Below are 18,513 nucleotides of genomic sequence, written 5' to 3' on the forward strand. Positions count from 1 at the left end.
TCTCTCTCACATATCCCGTATCACGTCTTGTGTGTTCCGTATCGCCTGCAGAACTGCTCGTGCAAATCATCTAGTTCGTGCGGCGGCAATGGGGTTTCGAGCCAAAACGCGAGTCCTTCCGGTTTGAGTTCGTCGCACAATGGCAATACTTCGTCGGGCGGACACAGTACCTGAACCGACTTGCCGGCGTCCTGAATTTTACGCAACAACGCGACCTTTTGCAAAGCGGACGGCGTACCCGCACCCGGCACGTACTGAATCGCTTGCAGTTCCGGAATGCGCAGCAAAACGTCAATCTGCCGCGCCGCGTCCGGTCCGTCGAGGTGAAACATCGAACGCCCGGCGGTTGCCGCGACGCGCACCAGATCGGGCGCGAACAATCGCTCGAACTGACGCGGACTGATCATCGAGTTGAAATCGCACTCGGTTACAAAGTACGGTTCGTTCGACCACAACCCAGCCCAGCGCATTGCCGCCGCGCCGCGCCCGACCGTGCATTCGTATTGCGCGCGAAACGCCGCGCGCCAACCGTTGTAAATTTTTTCGAGCGACTCGGCGATCCGTTCGGGTTGATCTACCACATCGAGACACAATTGCGACGAACCGCGAAAATTCAACAGCACATCGCCCGCACCGCCGAGCGCGGGTTGATGCACGACAAATTTTCCGATGGACGCGTCTGCGGCTTGCATCAAGCGCGCGCGCATCAGATTCCACCACGCGCTCGCATCCACGCGCCAGTCGGGAACATTCGACCAATCGTCTTTGATGAACGCGTGTTGCCAGGTCGTATCCGAAACAAACTCGACGGGTCCGCCGAACAAGCCACCCAGCATCACGGGACCGAAATCGACGCGGAACGTCGGCAGTTTATCACCAACGCGATGCAACTGCAACATATCTTGCATTTTTGCATCGAACCACGCGTCGGGTTGATCGAGCAATTCGAGACGCCGCAGAATTTTGCGTTGCGGATTCGTGTCCGCCGACGCGACAAAGACCGGACGATCAAGACAATCGTGCGCCCACCACGCATCAAAGCGATTGGCAATCGTGGGAAAATCCGGACAGTACTCGAGCGGTCGCGCGGCGATTTCGGTAAGCTGACGCGACCACGTTACGCGTTCTGGAATTGAATCTGGGATCATTATTGCAATGACCGCTGACCGCCGACGGCAGACCGCAGATATAGCCACTGTCGGCGGTCAGTCGTCGGCAGTCGAATTTCAGCGTCCGCCAAACCCGGTTGTCGCGATGCCTTGCACAAAGTAACGTTGCGCGAAAATAAAGATGAGCAAAACCGGAAGCAACACCGCCGTTGATGCGGCAAACAACAATTCCCATTGCCCGGTCTGTTGCACGTCGTTCATCGCGCGCAGACCCAGGGCGAGCGTCCAATTGTCTTGACCGTTGAGATAAATCAACGGTTGCAAAAAGTCATTGTAACTTTGGAGAAACGAGAACACCGCGACGGTGGCAATCACCGGCTTGGAAAGCGGCAGGATGATACGGAACAAGATTTGCAGCCGACTAGCGCCGTCCATCAACGCGGCTTCTTCTAACTCCATTGGAATCCCTTTGAAAAATTGTCGCATCAAGAAAACATAGAGCGGCGACAGCGCGAGCCAGTACGGCACCGTGATCGGCAAAAAGTTGAGCGGCAAAACGCCGAACACCGTCCCAGGTTTTGTCCAGCCGAGGGTGCGAAACTCGATGAACATAGGGATGAGCGTGACGACTTCCGGCAACATCATGGTACCGAGCAACAGCGCGAAGAAGAAATCGCGTCCGGGCCAACGCAGGCGCGAAAAAGAATACGCGACGATCGAGCACGACAGCACCGTGCCAACCACAGTCAAACCGGCAATCACAAACGTGTTCACTGCAAATTTGGCGAATGGCAACAGCGTCAACGCTTGAATGTAATTGCCCCATTGCGGATTTTCTGGAAGCCACACCATGGGAATCGCGAATATTTCGGTCCGCGCCTTGAGTGACGAAGAGACCATCCACAGCGTCGGACCCAGGAACGTAATCAGCACCAACGTCATTATGATTTGGAGAACGATCAACCAACTTCGGCGCAACGTTGCCTGACGTGAACGATGAGCAGCAGCTTGCTGACGAGTCGCGGCTTTCAAAACGCGCAGGTCTTCTATCTCGGTGGACATTTTGAATCTCCTGTCTCCAGTCGCTAACCGCTACGCTTCGTAATAGACCCACTTGTTCGACACGTAGAACTGAGCGATGGTGAAACCGACAACGATGACAAACAACTCCCACGCGAGCGCGGACGCGTAGCCCATATTAAAGAACTGGAAACCATTGCGATAGATATTCAACACGACAAACAAGGTTTCGTTTTGCGGACCACCATCCGTCATAATCAGTGACGGGACAAAGGTCTGGAACGAATTGATGATCGCGATGACCATGTTGTAAAAGATCAACGGCGTCATGAGCGGAATCGTAATCGTAAACAACGAACGCAATTTACCCGCGCCGTCAATCTGCGATGCTTCCATCAACTGAACCGGAATGTTGCCCAATCCCGCGATAAAAATAACCATCTGGCGACCGATCATCCAGAAAGACATGAAGATGAACGCGGGTTTGGCAAGATTCGGATCAAGCAGCCAGTTTTGCGGTGGCACACCAAAGATCCCCAGCACTTCGTTCAAGATTCCAAAATCGGGGTGAAAGACGCGCTGCCATACCACCGCGGTCGCAACGATAGGAATGATGATTGGCAAATAAAAACCGGCGCGATAGATGCTCCGCAGTTTGATTGCCTGGGTGAGTGCGAGCGCGAGCGTGAATGAGATAACGAGTTGAATCGGCACGGCAAAGAGGGTGTAGAACGCGCTGTTGTAGAGCGCTTTGAGCGCGAGTTCATCCGTCAAGGCGCGTTCGATGTTTCGGAAACCCACAAAGACCGGCTCACCGAGCAAGTCCCATTTCTGAAACATGAGCCAAATCGAAAAGAGCATCGGGAACGCGACGAACGCGAAAAAACCAACCAAGAACGGTCCGGCAAACAAATACCCTTCGATCCATTCGCGCGCGCGCATCCACGTGATTCGTTCCTTCGAGCGATTTGCGATCATCATGCCGCGCCTCCTTTTCGAGCCGCCTAGTCTCATGGTCGCGTAGTCTTGTAGTCAGAGACGACCGACTACGCGACTACGCGACTAGTTGACGATTCGACTACCGGGTCTTCCAGTAATCGTCGAGCATCTTGTTCAGTTTCTCGTCCACCTTGGGCAACACATCGGTCGGTTTGCCGGTGCCGTTATTGATTACGTCCCACGCCGTCGGCTTGACGACCTCGGACCACATCTTGTTGCGCGGCACGCCGGCGCTCACGACATCAATTTGACCTTCCTTGAACGCGTCGAGGAACGCCTTGCCATTCTCGATGCCGTACCGCGTTTTGGTTTCGGGAACCCACCACGATTCGGCGAGTTGCAAGTTGGCGGGAATGCGACCCGTGACTTCCGAGTACGTCTTGTTGCCGTCTTCGCTCACCAAGTACTTGGCGAATTCCCACGCGGCATCCGACTTGGCAGTCTTGACGACGCACACGCCTTCGCCCCAACCACGATGCGGTCGTCCCGCACCCGCGCCCTTGGGCATCCGCACCACGTCGAACACCACTTCTTTTTTCTGCTCGCGCAGTTGCGGCGTGTTGAGTTGCGGCAAGAACCAGGGACCTTCGTACTTCATACCGCACGCGCCGGTGTTGATCGTGAACGCGCCCGAGGTGTCCGTCGGATTCGGCGCGACTTTTTGGACGTGCGGCATATCGAACGACACCGTTTGCAACATCTTGACAATATCCGGATTGCCAAACTGCGATTTCTTTGGATCAATCACGTTGTCGAATTCGCGTTTGCCGGTCAGAACGATCCAGCCAATGTCGCGATACCAGTTGCCATTCGGCTGATAACCAAATCTCTTCTTGTCGGCGTTCGTCAATTTCTTGGCAGTGTCCACGAATTGATCGAAAGTCCAATCGTCTTTCGGGTACGCCACGCCGGCTTCGTCGAATACTTTTTTGGCGTAGAACATGATCATCACCGCCATTTGCAGCGGGACGAGGTACGTCTTGTTTTTCCACTTGACGCTCTGTTCGACGCTGACGAAACCTTGCGGGTACGGCGAAGTCACCTTGTCGCGCGCGACGTAATCGTCAACGGGCGCGAGCAAGTTTTTGTCGGCATAGAACTGCCATTCCCATCCCTGGAATGATGCGAGGTCGGGCGGCGTGCCGCCGGCGAACATGGTTTGCAGTTTGGTGTAAAAGTTGTTGTTCGGATCGGCGACGGGCGTGACGTTGACTTTTTGTCCGGCGAATTTTGCTTCGTACGCCGGTTTCAATTTTTCCCAGGCGGGCGCATCGGTCGTATCGCCCCAACCCAGGAATTCGATAGTCGCGGGCGCTTTGGTCGGCGCAGCCGGCGCGGTGGTTGGCGCAGGCATACTGGTTGCCGCAGGCGCGCTTGTCGGTGCGGCAGGCGCTTTGGTTGGTTCCACGGCGGGCGCTTTGGTTGGCGGCGCGGCGGTCGGCGCGGCAGTCGGCGCGGCGCAACTGGCGAGCACTACCGCCGCGGCGGCGCTACTGCTCAACACCAAGAATTCGCGGCGCGTGAGTTTGCGTTTCGGTTCAAACATGTTTACTTTCTCCTCCTTGAGTCTTGGGGGAAATTGGATTCCTCATGCCACGGTCAAACGAACAATCGGCGATTGACCTCCTTTCTTGCCCTACGCATGATGAAAGAATCAGCGCGCGGCTTGCATGAAATCGTCGAGGTGGATGATGCGCCCCGTTTCCGCTGATTCGTTAGCGGCAAGTGTGAGCGCGAGACTGCGAAATGTTTCTGGAATCGAAGAGTGGATGAGCGACGCATCGCGATTCTGCACGGCGGACACAAACGCGCGATTCACGCCGAGATGCAACGCGCCCTTGTTCGCGAATTGCTCGCGACCGCGCGGCGTGACGACCGTCAGATCGTCTTGGGTAACCCGTAGAAAAAGCTCGCGCGCGATCAAATCCACGCGCGGCGGTTGGAACTCGGCGATCTCTTTGAACAGCGCGTATGTGCATCGCAACGAGCCGGCTGCCCCGCTCGCATGCTTGAACGTGAGCGAGTAACCGTCCCAGTTGTGAAATTCCGCGTCGGTGTACGTGTTGAGCGTGTATGCGGCATACACGTCGGTGACGTCACCGCCGAACCACTGACACAAATCAGTCAAGTGCGTCGTCTGGTCAACGACCTGACCGCCGCCCAGGTCTTTATCGCGCAACCACAATACCGGCGGCAGCGTCCACAACCATTCCGCCGAAGTGAGCGCAAGCGGACGCGCCCCCAGGATCTCACGCGCCTTGAGCGTCGCCTGCGTGTATCGCCATTGATAACATACGCACGTCATCACGTTCGACTGCTCGACCGCGCAACGCACGCGCCACGCATCGCGCATCGTCAGCGTCAGGGGTTTTTCGATGAAGAACGGTAGACCGCGTTGCGCGACCTCGATCGCGATATCCGCGTGCGATCCAGTCGGCGTGCAAATGTACACGGCATCGAGTTGTTCTGCATCGAGCATCGCGCAATAATCGGCATATTCCGCCGCGCCCCATTTCGAAGCGAGCGTATGCGCGAGGTTCGGCAACACATCTGCCACTGCAACGATCTTGGCGTCTGGAACATCGGTAAGACATGCGGCATGCGCATTCGCCATTCGTCCCGCACCAACCATGCCAATGCGAATCGTCATCGTCATCCACCATGGCGCGCCAAGCGCACTTTGTATTCGTAGCGATCGGCGCGATAAAGCGAGGTCGTAAATTCAATCGGACGCATATTCGTCGAGTAGGTCACGCGGCGACGCACCAGCAACGGCGCGCGCGGCGCAATCTTGAGTTTGCGCGCCGTATCCGCGTTGGCAATTTGCGAGGCGATGGATTCTTCGGCTTCGACGAGCGGCACTTGGAATTCGTTCTCGACGATTTCGTACAACGCAACTCGATTCAAATCTTGCGCCGCCAGTTGTTCGCCGATTTCGGCGATCCAATATCCGCGCGCCACTGCGATGGGTTCGCGGTCGGCAATCTGAATACGTTCGAGGTGAAAAACGCGCGCGCCGGCGGGGAGATTGAGGGTACGCATCACCTCGTTCGAGGGTTCGATCATCTCAGCGCGAATGAGTCGAAACTGGGGCGTAATGTGGCGAATCTGCATCTCTTCCGCGAAACTGGTCAGCCGCAAGAGGTTCTCTTCCAATTTGGCGCGGCGCACGAAGGTGCCCTTGCCGGCTTGGCGATAGATCAACCCATCACGCACGAGGTCGTGGACGGCGCGCCGAACGGTGGTGCAACTCAACGCGTAACGGCGCATCAATTCGTGCTCAGTGGGCAAGGCATCGCCCGGCTTGTAGGTCCCCTCTTCAATTTGCCGACGCAGGGTTTCCGCAAGCCAGTGATACAGCGGGGAATAACGGGCGGGACTCATCGGAGCGGCTCCTCCTTGAATCACGTAAATAGTGCACTATTGCACTATTTGGAGTATAGCACAGAATTTTGGGGTTGTCAATCACGAATTTACCGGCGGGGGTCCGTCAAAATTTTGGAACACTCAAACCTTCGCAAGGTTTTTTCACTACCCAAAAACTTGACGCACACCCTTTACCGGCGAGACGGCTTTTCAAAAGTCGGGGCTTTTGTGGAGCGGACGGCTCGTCCGCACCGGCGGGCAGGCTACCCGCTCTGCAGGTTGGCGACGCGCCGACTCGCCTGGACGGGAGGACAAAACGGCTACGCCACAAGTCCAATTGCGTCCGCACATCATTCGCATTATAATGTCCGCAATTCTGATCTCGCAAGGATTGCTTATGAGCATCGCGCCGGGCGAACAACTCGGAGTGTATCGCGTCATCGAACCTCTCGGTCAAGGCGGTATGGCAACCGTGTACAAAGCGTACCATCCCGCGCTCGACCGGTACGTCGCGATCAAAATTCTCCACCCCGCGTTCAAAGAGGACAAGAATTTTATCGCGCGCTTTGAACGCGAAGCGCGCATCGTCGCGAAACTCGATCATCCCAACATCGTGCCGGTGTTCGATTACGCGCAGCACGACGGGATGCCGTACCTCGTGATGCGGTACGTCGAAGGCAAAACGCTCAAAGCGATTTTGCGCGAAACGAACGCAGCGTTGCCGGTCGAACGCGTGCTCGCGTTCATACGCCCGGTCGCCGAAGGGCTGACGTACGCGCACATCCAAGGTGTTTTGCACCGCGACATCAAGCCCTCGAACATTATGCGCGCGAACGACGGACACATCTACCTCACCGATTTCGGTCTCGCGCGCATCGCGCAATCCGGTGAATCCACCATGTCCCAGGACATGGTGATCGGCACACCGCAATACATTTCGCCGGAACAAGCGCAAGGCGCGCCGGTGAGCGAACGCACTGACATTTATTCGCTCGGCGTCGTGCTCTTTGAAATGCTGACCGGGCGCGTGCCCTTTACCGCCGATACGCCATACGCGGTGATTCACGATCACATTTACACCGCGCTCCCAATGCCTACCGCGATCAATCCTGCGCTCGCGCCAGAGATCGAACGCGTCTTGCTCAAGGCGCTCGCCAAAGATCCTGCCGCGCGATACACCAGCGCCGGCGATTTGTTCGTCGCGCTCGAAACTTGTGCGAGGGTCTCGCCCGCGCCAACCACGCTGACTCCGCCACCACAACCAGTCGCGCCACTCATTGTGACGCCGCAAGCACAGCCGGTCGCGCCATCGTCCGTTGCGCGTACACCGCCTCCGCCCGAACCGGTCGCACCGCAATCGGCGCGACGTTTCAGCGCGATCACCTGCGCGATTCTCGCGGTCATCGCGCTCGCGCTGCTCGCCGGGTGTGGCGTCTTGGCGTTTAGCCGGCGCGATGACATTGCGCGCGCGTTGCGACTCTCACCAGCCGGACAAACGGAAACGATTCGGAGCGCGCGCGACCGCGTCAACGCGAATCCGAACGACCCGATCGCGCACATCCGCCTTGCCGAGGCGCTCGCCAGCGCGAATCAATTCGACGCCGCGTACGCCGAGTACGACCAAGCCATCGCGCTCAATCCCAAACAACCCGAAGCGTATTTGCGCGCGGGCGCGCAAGCGGAACGCGCGAACGATCTCGACCACGCGTTAAAATACTATGATGCGGGTCATCAGATCGCGCCGGACGACCAGACCTTGTTGCTCAACATCGGCGACGTGTACATGAAACAAAAACGCTACGAAGACGCGCGGGCGGTTTTTGAAAAAGCGTTGCGGTTCGACTCCGGCAACGCGCAAGCCGTGTTCCGCATGGGCGAGTATTATCGCGCGACTGGGCGCCTCGCCGAAGCGTTGCGCGAGTACACGCGCGCCGTCGCGATGGATCCAAATTTGCCGGAAGCGCACTATGGACTAGGCATGCTCGCGCTCCAACGCGGCGCAACCGATGAAGCGCGCCGGCAATTTCAAATGGTCGTCACCAATCCCAAATCGCCGGCGGACCTGAAAGACCAAGCCCAACAACAATTACGGGCACTCGATAAAAAATAAGGATGACTGCTAACCGCAGACCAGCGACCGCCGAAGACAATGGCGGTCGGCAGTTTGTTGTCGGCGATCAATGATGCCATGCCAGAAATTTCCGTCACCACCATCGAACGCGCGCGCAGCAACGTTGCTGATCTGCGGCGCGGGCTGGGCGATCTTGCCAAATGGCTCGACTCGCCCTCGACCATCGCGCATGTGCGCGAACGTCTCGCCCAACTCGGCGAGTTTCTCGAACGCCTGAACGCCGAACTCGAACAGCAAGAAAAAGAACGCGCGCAACTGGAGGGGTTGTTCGCCGTCAGTCGCACCGTCAACTCGACGCTCGATCTCGACGAGGTGCTGAATCGCGCCATGGACGTCGTCATCCAAGTCACCGGCGCGGAACGCGGCTTTTTGATGTTGTTCGATGCAACCGACCAGCTTGTCTTTCAAGTCGCGCGCAACCTGGAACGCTCGACGATCACGAGTCCCGTATTCGAAGTGAGCCGTAGCATCGTCGAACGCGTGGCGCGCAGCGGGCAACCCGTCATCACCACCGACGCGTTGAGCGATCCGCGTTTCTCGTACCAAGAAAGCGTCGTCACGCTTTCGCTCCGCTCGATCCTCTGTATTCCACTCCAAGCCAAACAACGCGTGATTGGCGCGGTATATGTGGACAACCGTTTGCACGCCGGCACCTTCAAGCAAGAAGACTTGAACACGGTGCGCGCGTTCGCGAACCAAGCCGCCATCGCGATTGAGAACGCGCAGTTGTTCGAGAGCGTGCAACAAAAAGTGAACGAGATCACCGCGCTCAAAACATTTCAGGATAACATCTTTGCGTCCATCGCGTCCGGCGTCCTGGTGACTGACCTGGAGGATCGCATCACCGCGTTCAATCGCGCCGCAGAAATGATCTTTGCAATTCCGGCAACGCAGTCGCTGGGACATCCCTACCATGAAACCTTGCGCGCACTGCTCAACACGAATCTGCCCCAGATCGTCGAACAAGTGAAATTGCGGGGCGTCCGTTTGCTCGCGACAGAGATCGCGTCCGAACTGCCCGAGCGCGGCGCGGTGAACCTGAGTTTCAGTGTGTCCGCGCTCAAAGATGCGGGCGGCAATCCGCAGGGCGTCACGATTGTGGTGGACGATCTGACCGAGCAACGGCGTCTGGAAGCCACGCGCGATATGTTCCGGCGCTATGTTGCGCCGGCGGTCGTGGATCGTTTGCCGAACAATCCTGATCAATTGAAACTGGGCGGCAAGCGGCAAACGCTCACAATTTTGTTCGCGGACATTCGCGGCTTTACGCGTTTCAGCGAACCGCTTGCCCCGGAACAATTGGTGGACGTGCTCAACGAATATCTGTCCGTCGCCGCGGACGCGATTCTGAGAGAGGAAGGCACGCTCGACAAATTCATGGGCGACGCAGTGATGGCGGTGTTCAACGCGCCGCTGCCGCAACAAGACCACGCGTTACGCGCGGCGCGCGCCGCGCTCGCGATGCAGCGCGCGGTCACCGCGTTGCACACGCGCTTGCCCGCGGCATTGCGCTTGCAGTACGGCATCGGCATTCACACCGGCGACGCGGTCGTCGGCAACGTCGGCACACAACAACAGATGAATTTCACCGCGATTGGCGACGCGGTGAACGTGGCGAAACGTTTACAAGAGAACGCCCACGGCGGACAAATTTTGTTGAGCAAGCAAACCTATACGCAAATCGGCGACCGCGCGCGTGCGCGCAAACTCGCCGCCTTGCGCGTCAAGGGACGCGCCGCCGTGGTCGAAGCGTGGCGCTTGGAGGAACTACTCGGGTATTGACATGATCTATACTTTGGCTATACTGCCGTTTGGAGGTAGAAAAATGGCTAAAGTGATGATTACGATGCCGGACGAATTTCTGAAACAGATTGACAAGGCAGCAGCGGCGGAACACCGCAGCCGCAGCGAAATGGTGCGCGAGGCAATGCGCGCCTATTTGGCGGAACGCGCGAGTGGCAAACGTCCGTCCTTGCTGGATAAACCCAGCGTCCGTGCGGCGGTCGAATTTCAGGATCGAATGAGCGAGAAATCGCGCGGCGTCAAGTTCAACACCGTCGCATTCATTCGCAAAATGCGCGGTCCCTTGAAATGACCACCCATGCGCTTCCACTTTTGCTCGACAGTTCGGTGTTAGTCAAATGGCAATATCGTCTTGAGCAAGACGCCGCGATTGCGCTTGAATTGCGCGCCAGACATTTGCGCGGCGAACTCGAATTGCAACTTGCGGACGTCTCATTTTACGAATTTGCCAACGCCTTGTTCTATCTGCGATTGTACACAACCGAGGAAATCATCCAAAGCGTGCATACGGTACTCGCCATGGAATTGCGCGTTTATCAATTCGACCTGTTCGCTCTGCGCGCCGCGCTCGAGCTGTGCGCGCACAAAGGCATCGCAATTTACGACGCCTATCTCGTGGCGCTCGCTCAACGCGAGAATTTAGTGTTGGTAACGGCGGATGAAAAACTCTTGCGGAAATTGGGGCGCAACGCGCCCGCCGTATCGCTGCGCGAATTTAAACGGCTTACCGACTCGACTGATGAATAAACATGTTTGAACTATGCTTCCTCGGCACCTCCGCCTCCGCGCCGAGCGTCGAACGCAACATGACCTCGACGCTGTTGATTCACGACGGTCAACGCTTCCTGCTCGACTGCGCGGAAGGTACGCAACGTCAAATTTTACAAAGCGGCATGGGCTTTAAAGACCTGCGCCGCATTTTTCTCACGCACGGTCATCTCGATCACATCCTGGGACTTGGCGGCATCGTCTCCACGTTCGGACGCTGGGAAGCGATCAACCGCATCGAGATTTACGCCGGACGTTGGGCGCTCGACCGCGTGCGCGATTTGATCAAGGTCGTCTTGCGCGGCAAAGAAGTCGAAATGGACATCGAGTTCATCGAAGTGAAACCCGGCGTGCTCGTCGTCGAAAAAAATCTGACGGTAACTGCATTTCCGGTGTTGCATCGCGGGAGTGGTTGTTTCGGTTACGTGTTCGAGGAGAAGACCAAACGTCCGTTTCTCGTCGAGCGCGCGGAGGCATTGGGCATCCCGGTGGGACCCGAGCGGCGGCGACTGGTCGGCGGCGAAATGCTCACGCTCGTAAACGGTCGCGTTGTTACGCCGGACGAGGTGCTTGGCGCGCCCGTGCCAGGGACGAAATTCGTGTACGTCGGCGACGTTGCGCGCACGGACGAAGTGATGGAACCCGCGCATCACGCGGACGCGCTCGTGATGGAATCTACATACATCGCGGCAGATGCCGCGATCGCGCGGCAGTTCGGACACATCACTGCCGCGGAATCTGCCATGTGTGCGCGCGATGCGGGCGTCCAGACGTTGTACCTCACGCACATCTCGCGGCGCTATTCCGGCGCAGTGATCGAAGCCGAAGCGCGCGCGATCTTTCCGAACACGATTGTCGCGAACGACCTGGATCGCGCGATCGTCAAGCGCGTGACCGAACCAAGTTAGTCCTGCCACATTCAGGTGTCCGTCAAAATTTTGGAACACTCAACCTTGCGAAGGTATTGGCGACAAATCAAATATGGTTGCCGTTCAACCTTCGCAAGGTTTTTTCACCACCCAAAAACTTGACGCACACCCGCCACATCACGGCTTTTCAAAAGCCGCTTGACTCACTTGCCAACCTAACCCCCAACCCCCTTCCCTATAAGGGAAGGGGGCAGGGGGATGGGTCTGCAAATGACTTTAGAAAAACCGTGCCCGCCACATTCGAAACCATTGACACACATTGGAAACCGGTTTATATTCTTCACACACGTACTGCGACAGTTGTTGACGCGCTGATGCCGGCGCGGTCAGGGTTAAGACCAGCCCACTCAACGGATGCGTTGATCTCTAGTTTGTCCACACGCAACCTGGGACTGGACGCTTGTACCTAGAGGGAGCAAATAGCGTAACCGACCGTTGGTTATTCCAATCGGTCGGTTTTTGTTTTACCAAACGCACGCATTTACCCAGCAGGGAGGAGAAAGTGAAGACACTTGTGACTTGGCAAATTGCGTTTTGCCTTGCCGTATTCATCCCTGGCGTGATCGCATGTTCCGCGCCATCTTCGCCGGCAACGCTTCCACCGCCAACTCTGTTGTCTAGCCCAACCGCCGCGCCAAGTTCGACGACTCTCCCATCAACAACCACGCCAATTCCACCCAGCCCTTCGCCAACTGTCGCCGCGGCGACTCCGACGACCGCGCGCGCGACTAGTACACCAACCCCAATGCGAAAGGATGCGCGCGGGTTTTCGATCTGGGAAACCGAGCACGCGACTATATTCGCGCAACCTGGCGTCGGCGATACCCGCACACAAGAGGTGGGCAAAGCATTCGAGATTGCTTATCGCGTGGTCAGCCAAGACCTGGGTGTGGCTGAAATAAAGTCCGCGCTCTACGTCTACCAGTCCTACGATGATTTGCTCCAAGACCTCGTGACAACGTGGAAGTATTCCGAATGGTTCAAGACCTTTCGCGCGATTCCACGCATGAATCGCGATTATGTGATGTGGGTTCCACCCCTCCCGCGCGGCGATGCATCGTTTATCGGACACGAGTACAGCCATCGGATTATCGAGCAGATCGCCGGGATCAATTCGCAAATCCACTACAAGTGGTTCGACGAGGGGATCGCCGAATACGCGGGACTCGCGTCGTTGGCGCAACAATCGCCGGAGCAAGCCCAAGCTAGATCAACCGAAAGAATCGAAATCGTCATCAACGCGCAAAAAAACGGAAGACTCTATCGGCTCAAGGAACTGACGACAGAAGAACAATTCGCCAAAGCAATTGAACGCGACGCGATGCTTGCCTACTCTCAATCTGCGCTCGCGGTAGATTATCTCATCCATCAACGCGGCATGACCAAAATCAAGAATGTACTCAGCATGATCGGCGCGGGTTCGCCATTTGCCGATGCCTTTCAGAAAACGCACGGTTCGACGATTGACGATTTCGAAAATGATTTCTTGATCTACGTGACCAAGCTAAAGAATGAACGCACAGACACGCTCTCCGACGTATGTTTCAAGGTAGACGGTGACGCGAGCGATTGGCAAAAACTGCAACCGTTGATCAAGGACGCCGCCAATCCGCAAATCATCCGCGCGGCGGATATTCTTCTCGTTCACGCCGCGGTGTGCCAGGGCGCGCTTTACGTGATGTTCACGGTGGATGGTCGCGCGGATGCCGGCGAAGAAGTAAACTATGCGTTTGAGTTGGACACGACCGGCGACGAAACTCCGGAGTTTCAACCTGGCTTTGATCGTACACGCGGATGGTTGTGGGATCTACGCGGGACTGGCTACGCGGATATAAAGAGCAACATGGTCATGTTGAACGATACGCAATATCAAGTCGCCGTCGCGCAGGTAGCAGAATTTATGATCCCGATAAAATTATTGAATACGCCAACCACTCTGCGGATTCGACCATATAATTTCGTGCAGGGGCAGATGGCAAACCGGCGCACCTTGTGGGGAGTTGTTCCGACTCTGTTGGGACGATGACACAGCGCGACGCAAAAATCCGGGGCGATGCCGAAACATTCGGCATCGCCCCGGATTTTTTTCGATTGTCAAAATCAACGAAACCCGATGCGGCGTTGCTGGCTGTATGCAACCAATGCTTGCTCGATTATCGGGTACGCCGTTTCGGGCGGCTCGATCTCGCCAACTTGAACGCTCTTGCCTTCGAGCAATTTGTAGTCGGAAAAAAATCGCTTGAGCATCATCAACCGATGCGGCGGCATTTCCGAAATCTGATTGTACGAATTAAAGGATGGATCATCGAGCGCCACGGCGATGATCTTGTAATCCATCTCGCCTTGATCCACCATCGTCATCAAGCCGACGCACCGCGCGCGCATCATCGTCAGCGGCACGACCGGCTCTTGACAAAACACCAACACGTCGAGCGGGTCGTGGTCCTCGCCAAGCGTTTGCGGAATGAAACCGTAATTTGCCGGATAGAACACCGCCGAGTACAGCACGCGGTCCATTCTGAGCAAACCACTCCGCTTGTCCAGTTCGTACTTGATGCTACCGCCTGCCGGGATTTCGATCACGGCGTTGAACTCGCCTGGCAATTTGTCGCCAGGCGAAACATCGTGCCAGGGATGAATCATTGCCAGGTCTCCCTTGTCTTGTGTAACCGTTTCCATGCCCACGTCGCGCCAACCAGACCGAGAAGGATGAAACCGAACGCGCCGCCACACACCGAAGTGAGTGGATTGTTGCTGGGCGCGGATTTTGGCGCGGCGGTCGGCGCGGGCGCTGAGGTTGCGGCGGCGGCAACGGATTGCGGCGTCGCCGTTGCGCGCGCAACGGTCGGCGGCGGATTCGGATCGGTCGAAAGACTGAATGTCGGGAACGGCGTCGCAGTCGCGTTCGAACGCGTAGCGACTACGCGCGGTTTCGCGCCAATGTCTTTGCGCCACTCGGCTTCCAAACCATCCGTGTCCACGCTCAACACTTCGCGCATAACGTCGTCGTAGTGGCGCGCGTTCTTAAACGCGTCAAGCAATCGCATGAGTTTGTCCTTGCCATAGTGGCGCGTGATAAATTCAATCATGCTATAACTTTGCGCGTAAGACAAGTACGCCGCCTCGTTCGCCGTCGCGAAACTGCCGACGAGCGTCCGCATCGGCAACAACGTATCGTTCTGAATCGCGCGTTTGAGCGCGCGATCCAAATAATCTTCGAGCGACGGCGGCACCGTCTCGTAATAGACCGCGAGACCTTCGTTCATCCATTGCGGCAACGCGGACGTACCCAAGTCGCCGAGCTTGAGTTGAATCACCAGGTGCGTCAGTTCGTGCGGCACCGCGCGCAAACCAAATTCCAAATCGTTCGATCCGATGTTGATGAGCGTGATCCCATAATCGGAAAATGCGCGCCCGCCGGTCCAATCGCGCGTGCCCGGTTCCATCGCCGCGAAGAAATCGGCGCGATTGCCATACACGAAAATTTGCAATTGGCGACTGACGTTGGCATTGATCCCTTTTTCGGTCGCGTTCAAGCCGGCAATCGCGCGGTCGAACAACTGCTTGCCGAACGTATCGCCGCCGGAGTACCAGTAGAGCGCGAATTTTTCGTTCGACATTTTTTTCCAGGTCTTGGTCGTATCCTCGACGCGGAAATTGAACTTGTCGCTTTGCTTTTTGTTGCCGGCTTTGTCTTCAATCGTCCACCAGTACTGCCCCGTCACCCCCGGCGGAATGTAACGCGTGGCAAGATTCCACGTGTATGTCGCATTGACTCGCGCGCCCGGCGTGAACTCGGGCACAAAACGACTGCTCGACGCGATGCCGTCCAGCTGAACCGTAATTGCCATCGTCGTAATCTCGGCTGAACTTTGGGCATCCACTTGAAACAACAAGTTGGTCCGAAAGTTGCTCGTGAATTTATTCGACGTGATCGTGATGGCATCTTGCGCGTGCGTTGGCATCGCCGACACCAGCGCCACCATCAGCATCACGAAAAAAACTAGCGCGCGTTTCATTTGTGCTCCTTTTGAGCGATCCAGGAAACAAGGACACAGGTAGACCGGTCAACCTGCCTGTTTACCTGTGTCCCGAATCACCTGCCTTGTTTCATTTTCACGCCGGCGCGCCCAGTTGTTCGACCGGCGTACTCACGTGCTTGTCCCCTTCCTCAATTAGCATGATCGGAATGTCGTTCTTGATCGGATACTTGCGCCCGCAATCTTTTTCCTGACACACCAGCCACACGTCTTTGTACAACACCAAACGACCGGGATCAGGTCCTTCTTTGCGATTGGGACCACTCACACACGCGGGACAGCGCAAGATTTCGAGCAGTTCTTGATTGACCATTGGATTCTCCTACAACCTAAAAAGTGTTGGCAACGCTTGGGGTTGGCGACAATTCTACCACATTCATACTAGCGCGACAAGCGGTCAAACAATTGCGTCTTTAATTTTTGAAATTGCTGTTGATAAACGGCGCTGCCAATCGCGGGCGTCGTCATGATCCAAGCATTCTCGCCGTTGTCGCTGTAATAGTTGACGCGTTCGCCGACGACGGCGAAACCGTACTTGGCGTACAGCATTTGCGCGACGTGATTCGATACGCGCACTTCGAGCGTGGCGACGCGCGCGTTCAACTCCGCCGCGGCTTCGATCATCGCGACGAGCAACAATTCGCCGATGCCGCGCTTGCGCCAAGCCGGATGCGATGCAATCGTACTGATGTGCGCTTCATCCGTCATCAACCAAAAGCCGCCATAGCCGACGACAGGCGTGGACCCGTTCGACTCGCCATGCTTAAACCAGCGCGACCGGAATGATTGGAACACCGACTTGCGAATCGGCGTTTGCGGCACGCTGATATAATAGTGCGCCATCGCGTTGTGATGCAATTCGTACTCGTACGCGTTCGCCGACCACGGCGCGGAGAAGGCGGCGTACTCGATCTCCATCACGGTATCGAGATGCTGCGTCCGCATCGGTTCGACGCGAAAAGCCAGCGTGGAATAATCAATCATTGGATGTATGATTTTCGATTTAGGATTTGCATTTGGGCGCGCGTGCAATCCTAAATCATCAATCCGAAATCTTAAATTCCCTGCGCGAGATAGATCGGCGCGAGCGACGACGCGTCGTCGGCTTTGCCGCGTTGGAAACGCGCCCACGCGAGTTCCGCCAACGCGCCAGCCCGCCGCGCGTTTTGCGCGGGCGAGGCGATCACGACCCGCGTGCCGAATCGTTCGGTCAACAGATCGGCAAGCGCCGTGTCCACATCACCGCAGACCAACGCGCGCGTATTCCGCTCCCCTTGCGTCGCGCCCACCAAGTCCGCGATGCCCGCGGCGTTCGTCAGCGCGTACTCGCTTGCGCGTTTTGCCGCGCCGCGTGCGACCGCATAGCGCGCCACCATCATGCGCCCGCGCCCGGCTTCGAGAATCGTCCAAATTGGCAGCGTTTGGTGCGCGTGCGCGTGCGCGATGCCATCGAGCGTGGGAATGCCGAGGAGCGGAATCTGCCGACCGAAGGCGAGACCTTTGGCGATGCTCATGCCGACGCGCAACCCGGTGAACGACCCAGGACCCAGCGCGACGCCAATCGCTTGCAACTCGCGTTGCGTCGCGCCGACAAGCGCGAGTAGGCGCACGATTTGCTCCATCGTCTCGACGGTGTGATTATCGCGCGAGCGCCAGGTCAATTCGCCAAGGACGCCCGCGCGATAGAGCGCGATGCTTGCCGCGCGCGTCGCGGTATCAATGGCTAACAACATCGTCTTCGCTCCGTGCGAATGTCCGCGACTTGAACTCGGCGAGCAGTTGTTCGTACCGCGCGCCGGTCGCGCGTAGAATCAACCCGCGTTTGGCTTCGCCGAGATGACGAAACTGAATCCATAAATGCTCGGACGGCAATATCGCGTCAATCTTTTCCGCCCACTCGATCACGCACACACCATCCCCGTACACATAATCATCGAGACCGATCCCGCGCGCTTCGTCCGCGCCGCGCAGGCGATACACGTCGAGATGATACAGCGTCAAACGTCCGCCGCGATGCTCGTTCGCCAAAATAAACGTCGGGCTGTGAATCGCGTCGGATACGTTCAACCCGCGTCCTACGCCTTGGGTGAAACACGTTTTGCCCGAACCCAGGTCACCTTCGAGACAAAACAAATCGCCGGGACGCGCGAGTTCGCCCAGCCGCGCGCCGAGACGCTGGGTCTGCGCCGCGCTGTGGCTGATAATATCGAGAACGTGAGGAGAAGTGATGAGAGACATGATTTTCGGTAAACAGTGTTCAGAATTCAGTATTCAGTGCATAGTGTTGAGACGCCGCGTGTATTATATGCAGATTGCACTATCGCGACAAGGCGCGCGCGTCGCGCATC

General features: G+C 57.0%; 18 protein-coding genes and 1 riboswitch. Of the genes, 6 read left to right on the plus strand and 12 right to left on the minus strand.

The genetic code is table 11. The annotated features are described in order from the left end of the window. Nucleotides 1-20 precede the first annotated feature (20 nt). From HY868_14090 to HY868_14115, 6 genes are all read right to left on the minus strand, one after another. Nucleotides 21-1,148 carry a hypothetical protein gene (locus tag HY868_14090; protein ID MBI5303260.1) on the minus strand — a complete coding sequence of 376 codons (1,128 nt, stop codon included), beginning with the start codon at nt 1,146-1,148 and terminating at the stop codon, nt 21-23. A 78-nt stretch (nt 1,149-1,226) separates the two neighbouring features. Continuing rightward, the gene (locus HY868_14095) at nt 1,227-2,171 is read right to left on the minus strand and encodes a carbohydrate ABC transporter permease (protein ID MBI5303261.1); all 945 of its coding nucleotides are present in this window, start codon (nt 2,169-2,171) and stop codon (nt 1,227-1,229) included. A 30-nt stretch (nt 2,172-2,201) separates the two neighbouring features. Continuing rightward, complete coding sequence (locus HY868_14100; GenBank protein MBI5303262.1) at nt 2,202-3,110, minus strand: sugar ABC transporter permease; 909 nt, start codon at nt 3,108-3,110, stop codon at nt 2,202-2,204. Nucleotides 3,111-3,207: 97 nt separating this feature from the next. After that, on the minus strand, nt 3,208-4,674 hold the full coding sequence (locus HY868_14105; protein ID MBI5303263.1) for a sugar ABC transporter substrate-binding protein: 1,467 nt from the start codon (nt 4,672-4,674) through the stop codon (nt 3,208-3,210). 108 nt (nt 4,675-4,782) lie between these two features. After that, a complete protein-coding gene (locus tag HY868_14110) occupies nt 4,783-5,778 on the minus strand; it encodes a Gfo/Idh/MocA family oxidoreductase (protein ID MBI5303264.1) in 996 nt (331 codons plus the stop codon). Nucleotides 5,779-5,780: 2 nt separating this feature from the next. Beyond that, nucleotides 5,781-6,512 carry a GntR family transcriptional regulator gene (locus HY868_14115; protein MBI5303265.1) on the minus strand — a complete coding sequence of 244 codons (732 nt, stop codon included), beginning with the start codon at nt 6,510-6,512 and terminating at the stop codon, nt 5,781-5,783. Nucleotides 6,513-6,891: 379 nt separating this feature from the next. Here HY868_14115 and HY868_14120 point away from each other — a divergent pair, with 379 nt between their 5' ends. The 6 genes from HY868_14120 (at nt 6,892) to HY868_14145 (ending at nt 14,151) form a co-directional block, all read left to right on the plus strand. Then, on the plus strand, nt 6,892-8,604 hold the full coding sequence (locus HY868_14120; protein ID MBI5303266.1) for a protein kinase: 1,713 nt from the start codon (nt 6,892-6,894) through the stop codon (nt 8,602-8,604). 39 nt (nt 8,605-8,643) lie between these two features. Next, the gene (locus tag HY868_14125; GenBank protein MBI5303267.1) at nt 8,644-10,407 is read left to right on the plus strand and encodes a GAF domain-containing protein; all 1,764 of its coding nucleotides are present in this window, start codon (nt 8,644-8,646) and stop codon (nt 10,405-10,407) included. Nucleotides 10,408-10,450: 43 nt separating this feature from the next. After that, nucleotides 10,451-10,720, plus strand: coding sequence for a ribbon-helix-helix protein, CopG family (locus tag HY868_14130; GenBank protein MBI5303268.1), 270 nt, complete (start codon nt 10,451-10,453; stop codon nt 10,718-10,720). Continuing rightward, entirely contained in the window at nt 10,717-11,175 is a 459-nt protein-coding gene (locus HY868_14135; GenBank protein MBI5303269.1) for a type II toxin-antitoxin system VapC family toxin, read from the plus strand. Before HY868_14130 ends, HY868_14135 begins: the two co-directional genes overlap by 4 nt. A gap of 2 nt (nt 11,176-11,177) precedes the next feature. Then, nucleotides 11,178-12,104, plus strand: coding sequence for a ribonuclease Z (locus tag HY868_14140; GenBank protein MBI5303270.1), 927 nt, complete (start codon nt 11,178-11,180; stop codon nt 12,102-12,104). 364 nt (nt 12,105-12,468) lie between these two features. Further along, nucleotides 12,469-12,568: riboswitch (cyclic di-GMP riboswitch) on the plus strand. A gap of 59 nt (nt 12,569-12,627) precedes the next feature. After that, entirely contained in the window at nt 12,628-14,151 is a 1,524-nt protein-coding gene (locus HY868_14145) for a hypothetical protein (GenBank protein MBI5303271.1), read from the plus strand. 74 nt (nt 14,152-14,225) lie between these two features. On the opposite strand, the gene HY868_14150 is transcribed toward HY868_14145, so the two are convergent. From HY868_14150 to tsaE, 6 genes are all read right to left on the minus strand, one after another. Further along, nucleotides 14,226-14,768, minus strand: coding sequence for an inorganic diphosphatase (locus tag HY868_14150; protein ID MBI5303272.1), 543 nt, complete (start codon nt 14,766-14,768; stop codon nt 14,226-14,228). Beyond that, nucleotides 14,765-16,144, minus strand: a complete 1,380-nt coding sequence (locus HY868_14155) for a hypothetical protein (protein ID MBI5303273.1) — start codon at nt 16,142-16,144, stop codon at nt 14,765-14,767. Before HY868_14155 ends, HY868_14150 begins: the two co-directional genes overlap by 4 nt. A 97-nt stretch (nt 16,145-16,241) precedes the next feature. Next, nucleotides 16,242-16,478, minus strand: coding sequence for a Trm112 family protein (locus HY868_14160; protein MBI5303274.1), 237 nt, complete (start codon nt 16,476-16,478; stop codon nt 16,242-16,244). A gap of 68 nt (nt 16,479-16,546) precedes the next feature. Then, nucleotides 16,547-17,110: a ribosomal protein S18-alanine N-acetyltransferase gene (gene rimI / locus HY868_14165; GenBank protein MBI5303275.1), complete on the minus strand. Its 564-nt coding sequence runs from the start codon at nt 17,108-17,110 to the stop codon at nt 16,547-16,549. A gap of 110 nt (nt 17,111-17,220) precedes the next feature. Next, nucleotides 17,221-17,898 carry a tRNA (adenosine(37)-N6)-threonylcarbamoyltransferase complex dimerization subunit type 1 TsaB gene (gene tsaB, locus HY868_14170; GenBank protein ID MBI5303276.1) on the minus strand — a complete coding sequence of 226 codons (678 nt, stop codon included), beginning with the start codon at nt 17,896-17,898 and terminating at the stop codon, nt 17,221-17,223. Continuing rightward, nucleotides 17,882-18,403 (minus strand): tRNA (adenosine(37)-N6)-threonylcarbamoyltransferase complex ATPase subunit type 1 TsaE, encoded by a 522-nt coding sequence (gene tsaE / locus HY868_14175; GenBank protein ID MBI5303277.1) that lies wholly within the window; start codon nt 18,401-18,403, stop codon nt 17,882-17,884. Before tsaE ends, tsaB begins: the two co-directional genes overlap by 17 nt. Nucleotides 18,404-18,513 lie beyond the last annotated feature (110 nt).

This window comes from Chloroflexota bacterium (assembly GCA_016219275.1).
In the GTDB taxonomy this organism is placed as follows: Bacteria; Chloroflexota; Anaerolineae; order UBA4142; family UBA4142; genus JACRBM01.

Bases quoted from the DNA above. Each gene is read 5' to 3' on its own strand.
- HY868_14090 (MBI5303260.1), bottom strand. From the start codon at position 1,148: ATGATCCCAGATTCAATTCCAGAACGCGTAACGTGGTCGCGTCAGCTT.
- HY868_14095 (MBI5303261.1), bottom strand. From the start codon at position 2,171: ATGTCCACCGAGATAGAAGACCTGCGCGTTTTGAAAGCCGCGACTCGT.
- HY868_14100 (MBI5303262.1), bottom strand. From the start codon at position 3,110: ATGATGATCGCAAATCGCTCGAAGGAACGAATCACGTGGATGCGCGCG.
- HY868_14105 (MBI5303263.1), bottom strand. From the start codon at position 4,674: ATGTTTGAACCGAAACGCAAACTCACGCGCCGCGAATTCTTGGTGTTG.
- HY868_14110 (MBI5303264.1), bottom strand. From the start codon at position 5,778: ATGACGATTCGCATTGGCATGGTTGGTGCGGGACGAATGGCGAATGCG.
- HY868_14115 (MBI5303265.1), bottom strand. From the start codon at position 6,512: ATGAGTCCCGCCCGTTATTCCCCGCTGTATCACTGGCTTGCGGAAACC.
- HY868_14120 (MBI5303266.1), top strand. From the start codon at position 6,892: ATGAGCATCGCGCCGGGCGAACAACTCGGAGTGTATCGCGTCATCGAA.
- HY868_14125 (MBI5303267.1), top strand. From the start codon at position 8,644: ATGGCGGTCGGCAGTTTGTTGTCGGCGATCAATGATGCCATGCCAGAA.
- HY868_14130 (MBI5303268.1), top strand. From the start codon at position 10,451: ATGGCTAAAGTGATGATTACGATGCCGGACGAATTTCTGAAACAGATT.
- HY868_14135 (MBI5303269.1), top strand. From the start codon at position 10,717: ATGACCACCCATGCGCTTCCACTTTTGCTCGACAGTTCGGTGTTAGTC.
- HY868_14140 (MBI5303270.1), top strand. From the start codon at position 11,178: ATGTTTGAACTATGCTTCCTCGGCACCTCCGCCTCCGCGCCGAGCGTC.
- HY868_14150 (MBI5303272.1), bottom strand. From the start codon at position 14,768: ATGATTCATCCCTGGCACGATGTTTCGCCTGGCGACAAATTGCCAGGC.
- HY868_14155 (MBI5303273.1), bottom strand. From the start codon at position 16,144: ATGAAACGCGCGCTAGTTTTTTTCGTGATGCTGATGGTGGCGCTGGTG.
- HY868_14160 (MBI5303274.1), bottom strand. From the start codon at position 16,478: ATGGTCAATCAAGAACTGCTCGAAATCTTGCGCTGTCCCGCGTGTGTG.
- rimI (MBI5303275.1), bottom strand. From the start codon at position 17,110: ATGCGGACGCAGCATCTCGATACCGTGATGGAGATCGAGTACGCCGCC.
- tsaB (MBI5303276.1), bottom strand. From the start codon at position 17,898: ATGTTGTTAGCCATTGATACCGCGACGCGCGCGGCAAGCATCGCGCTC.
- tsaE (MBI5303277.1), bottom strand. From the start codon at position 18,403: ATGTCTCTCATCACTTCTCCTCACGTTCTCGATATTATCAGCCACAGC.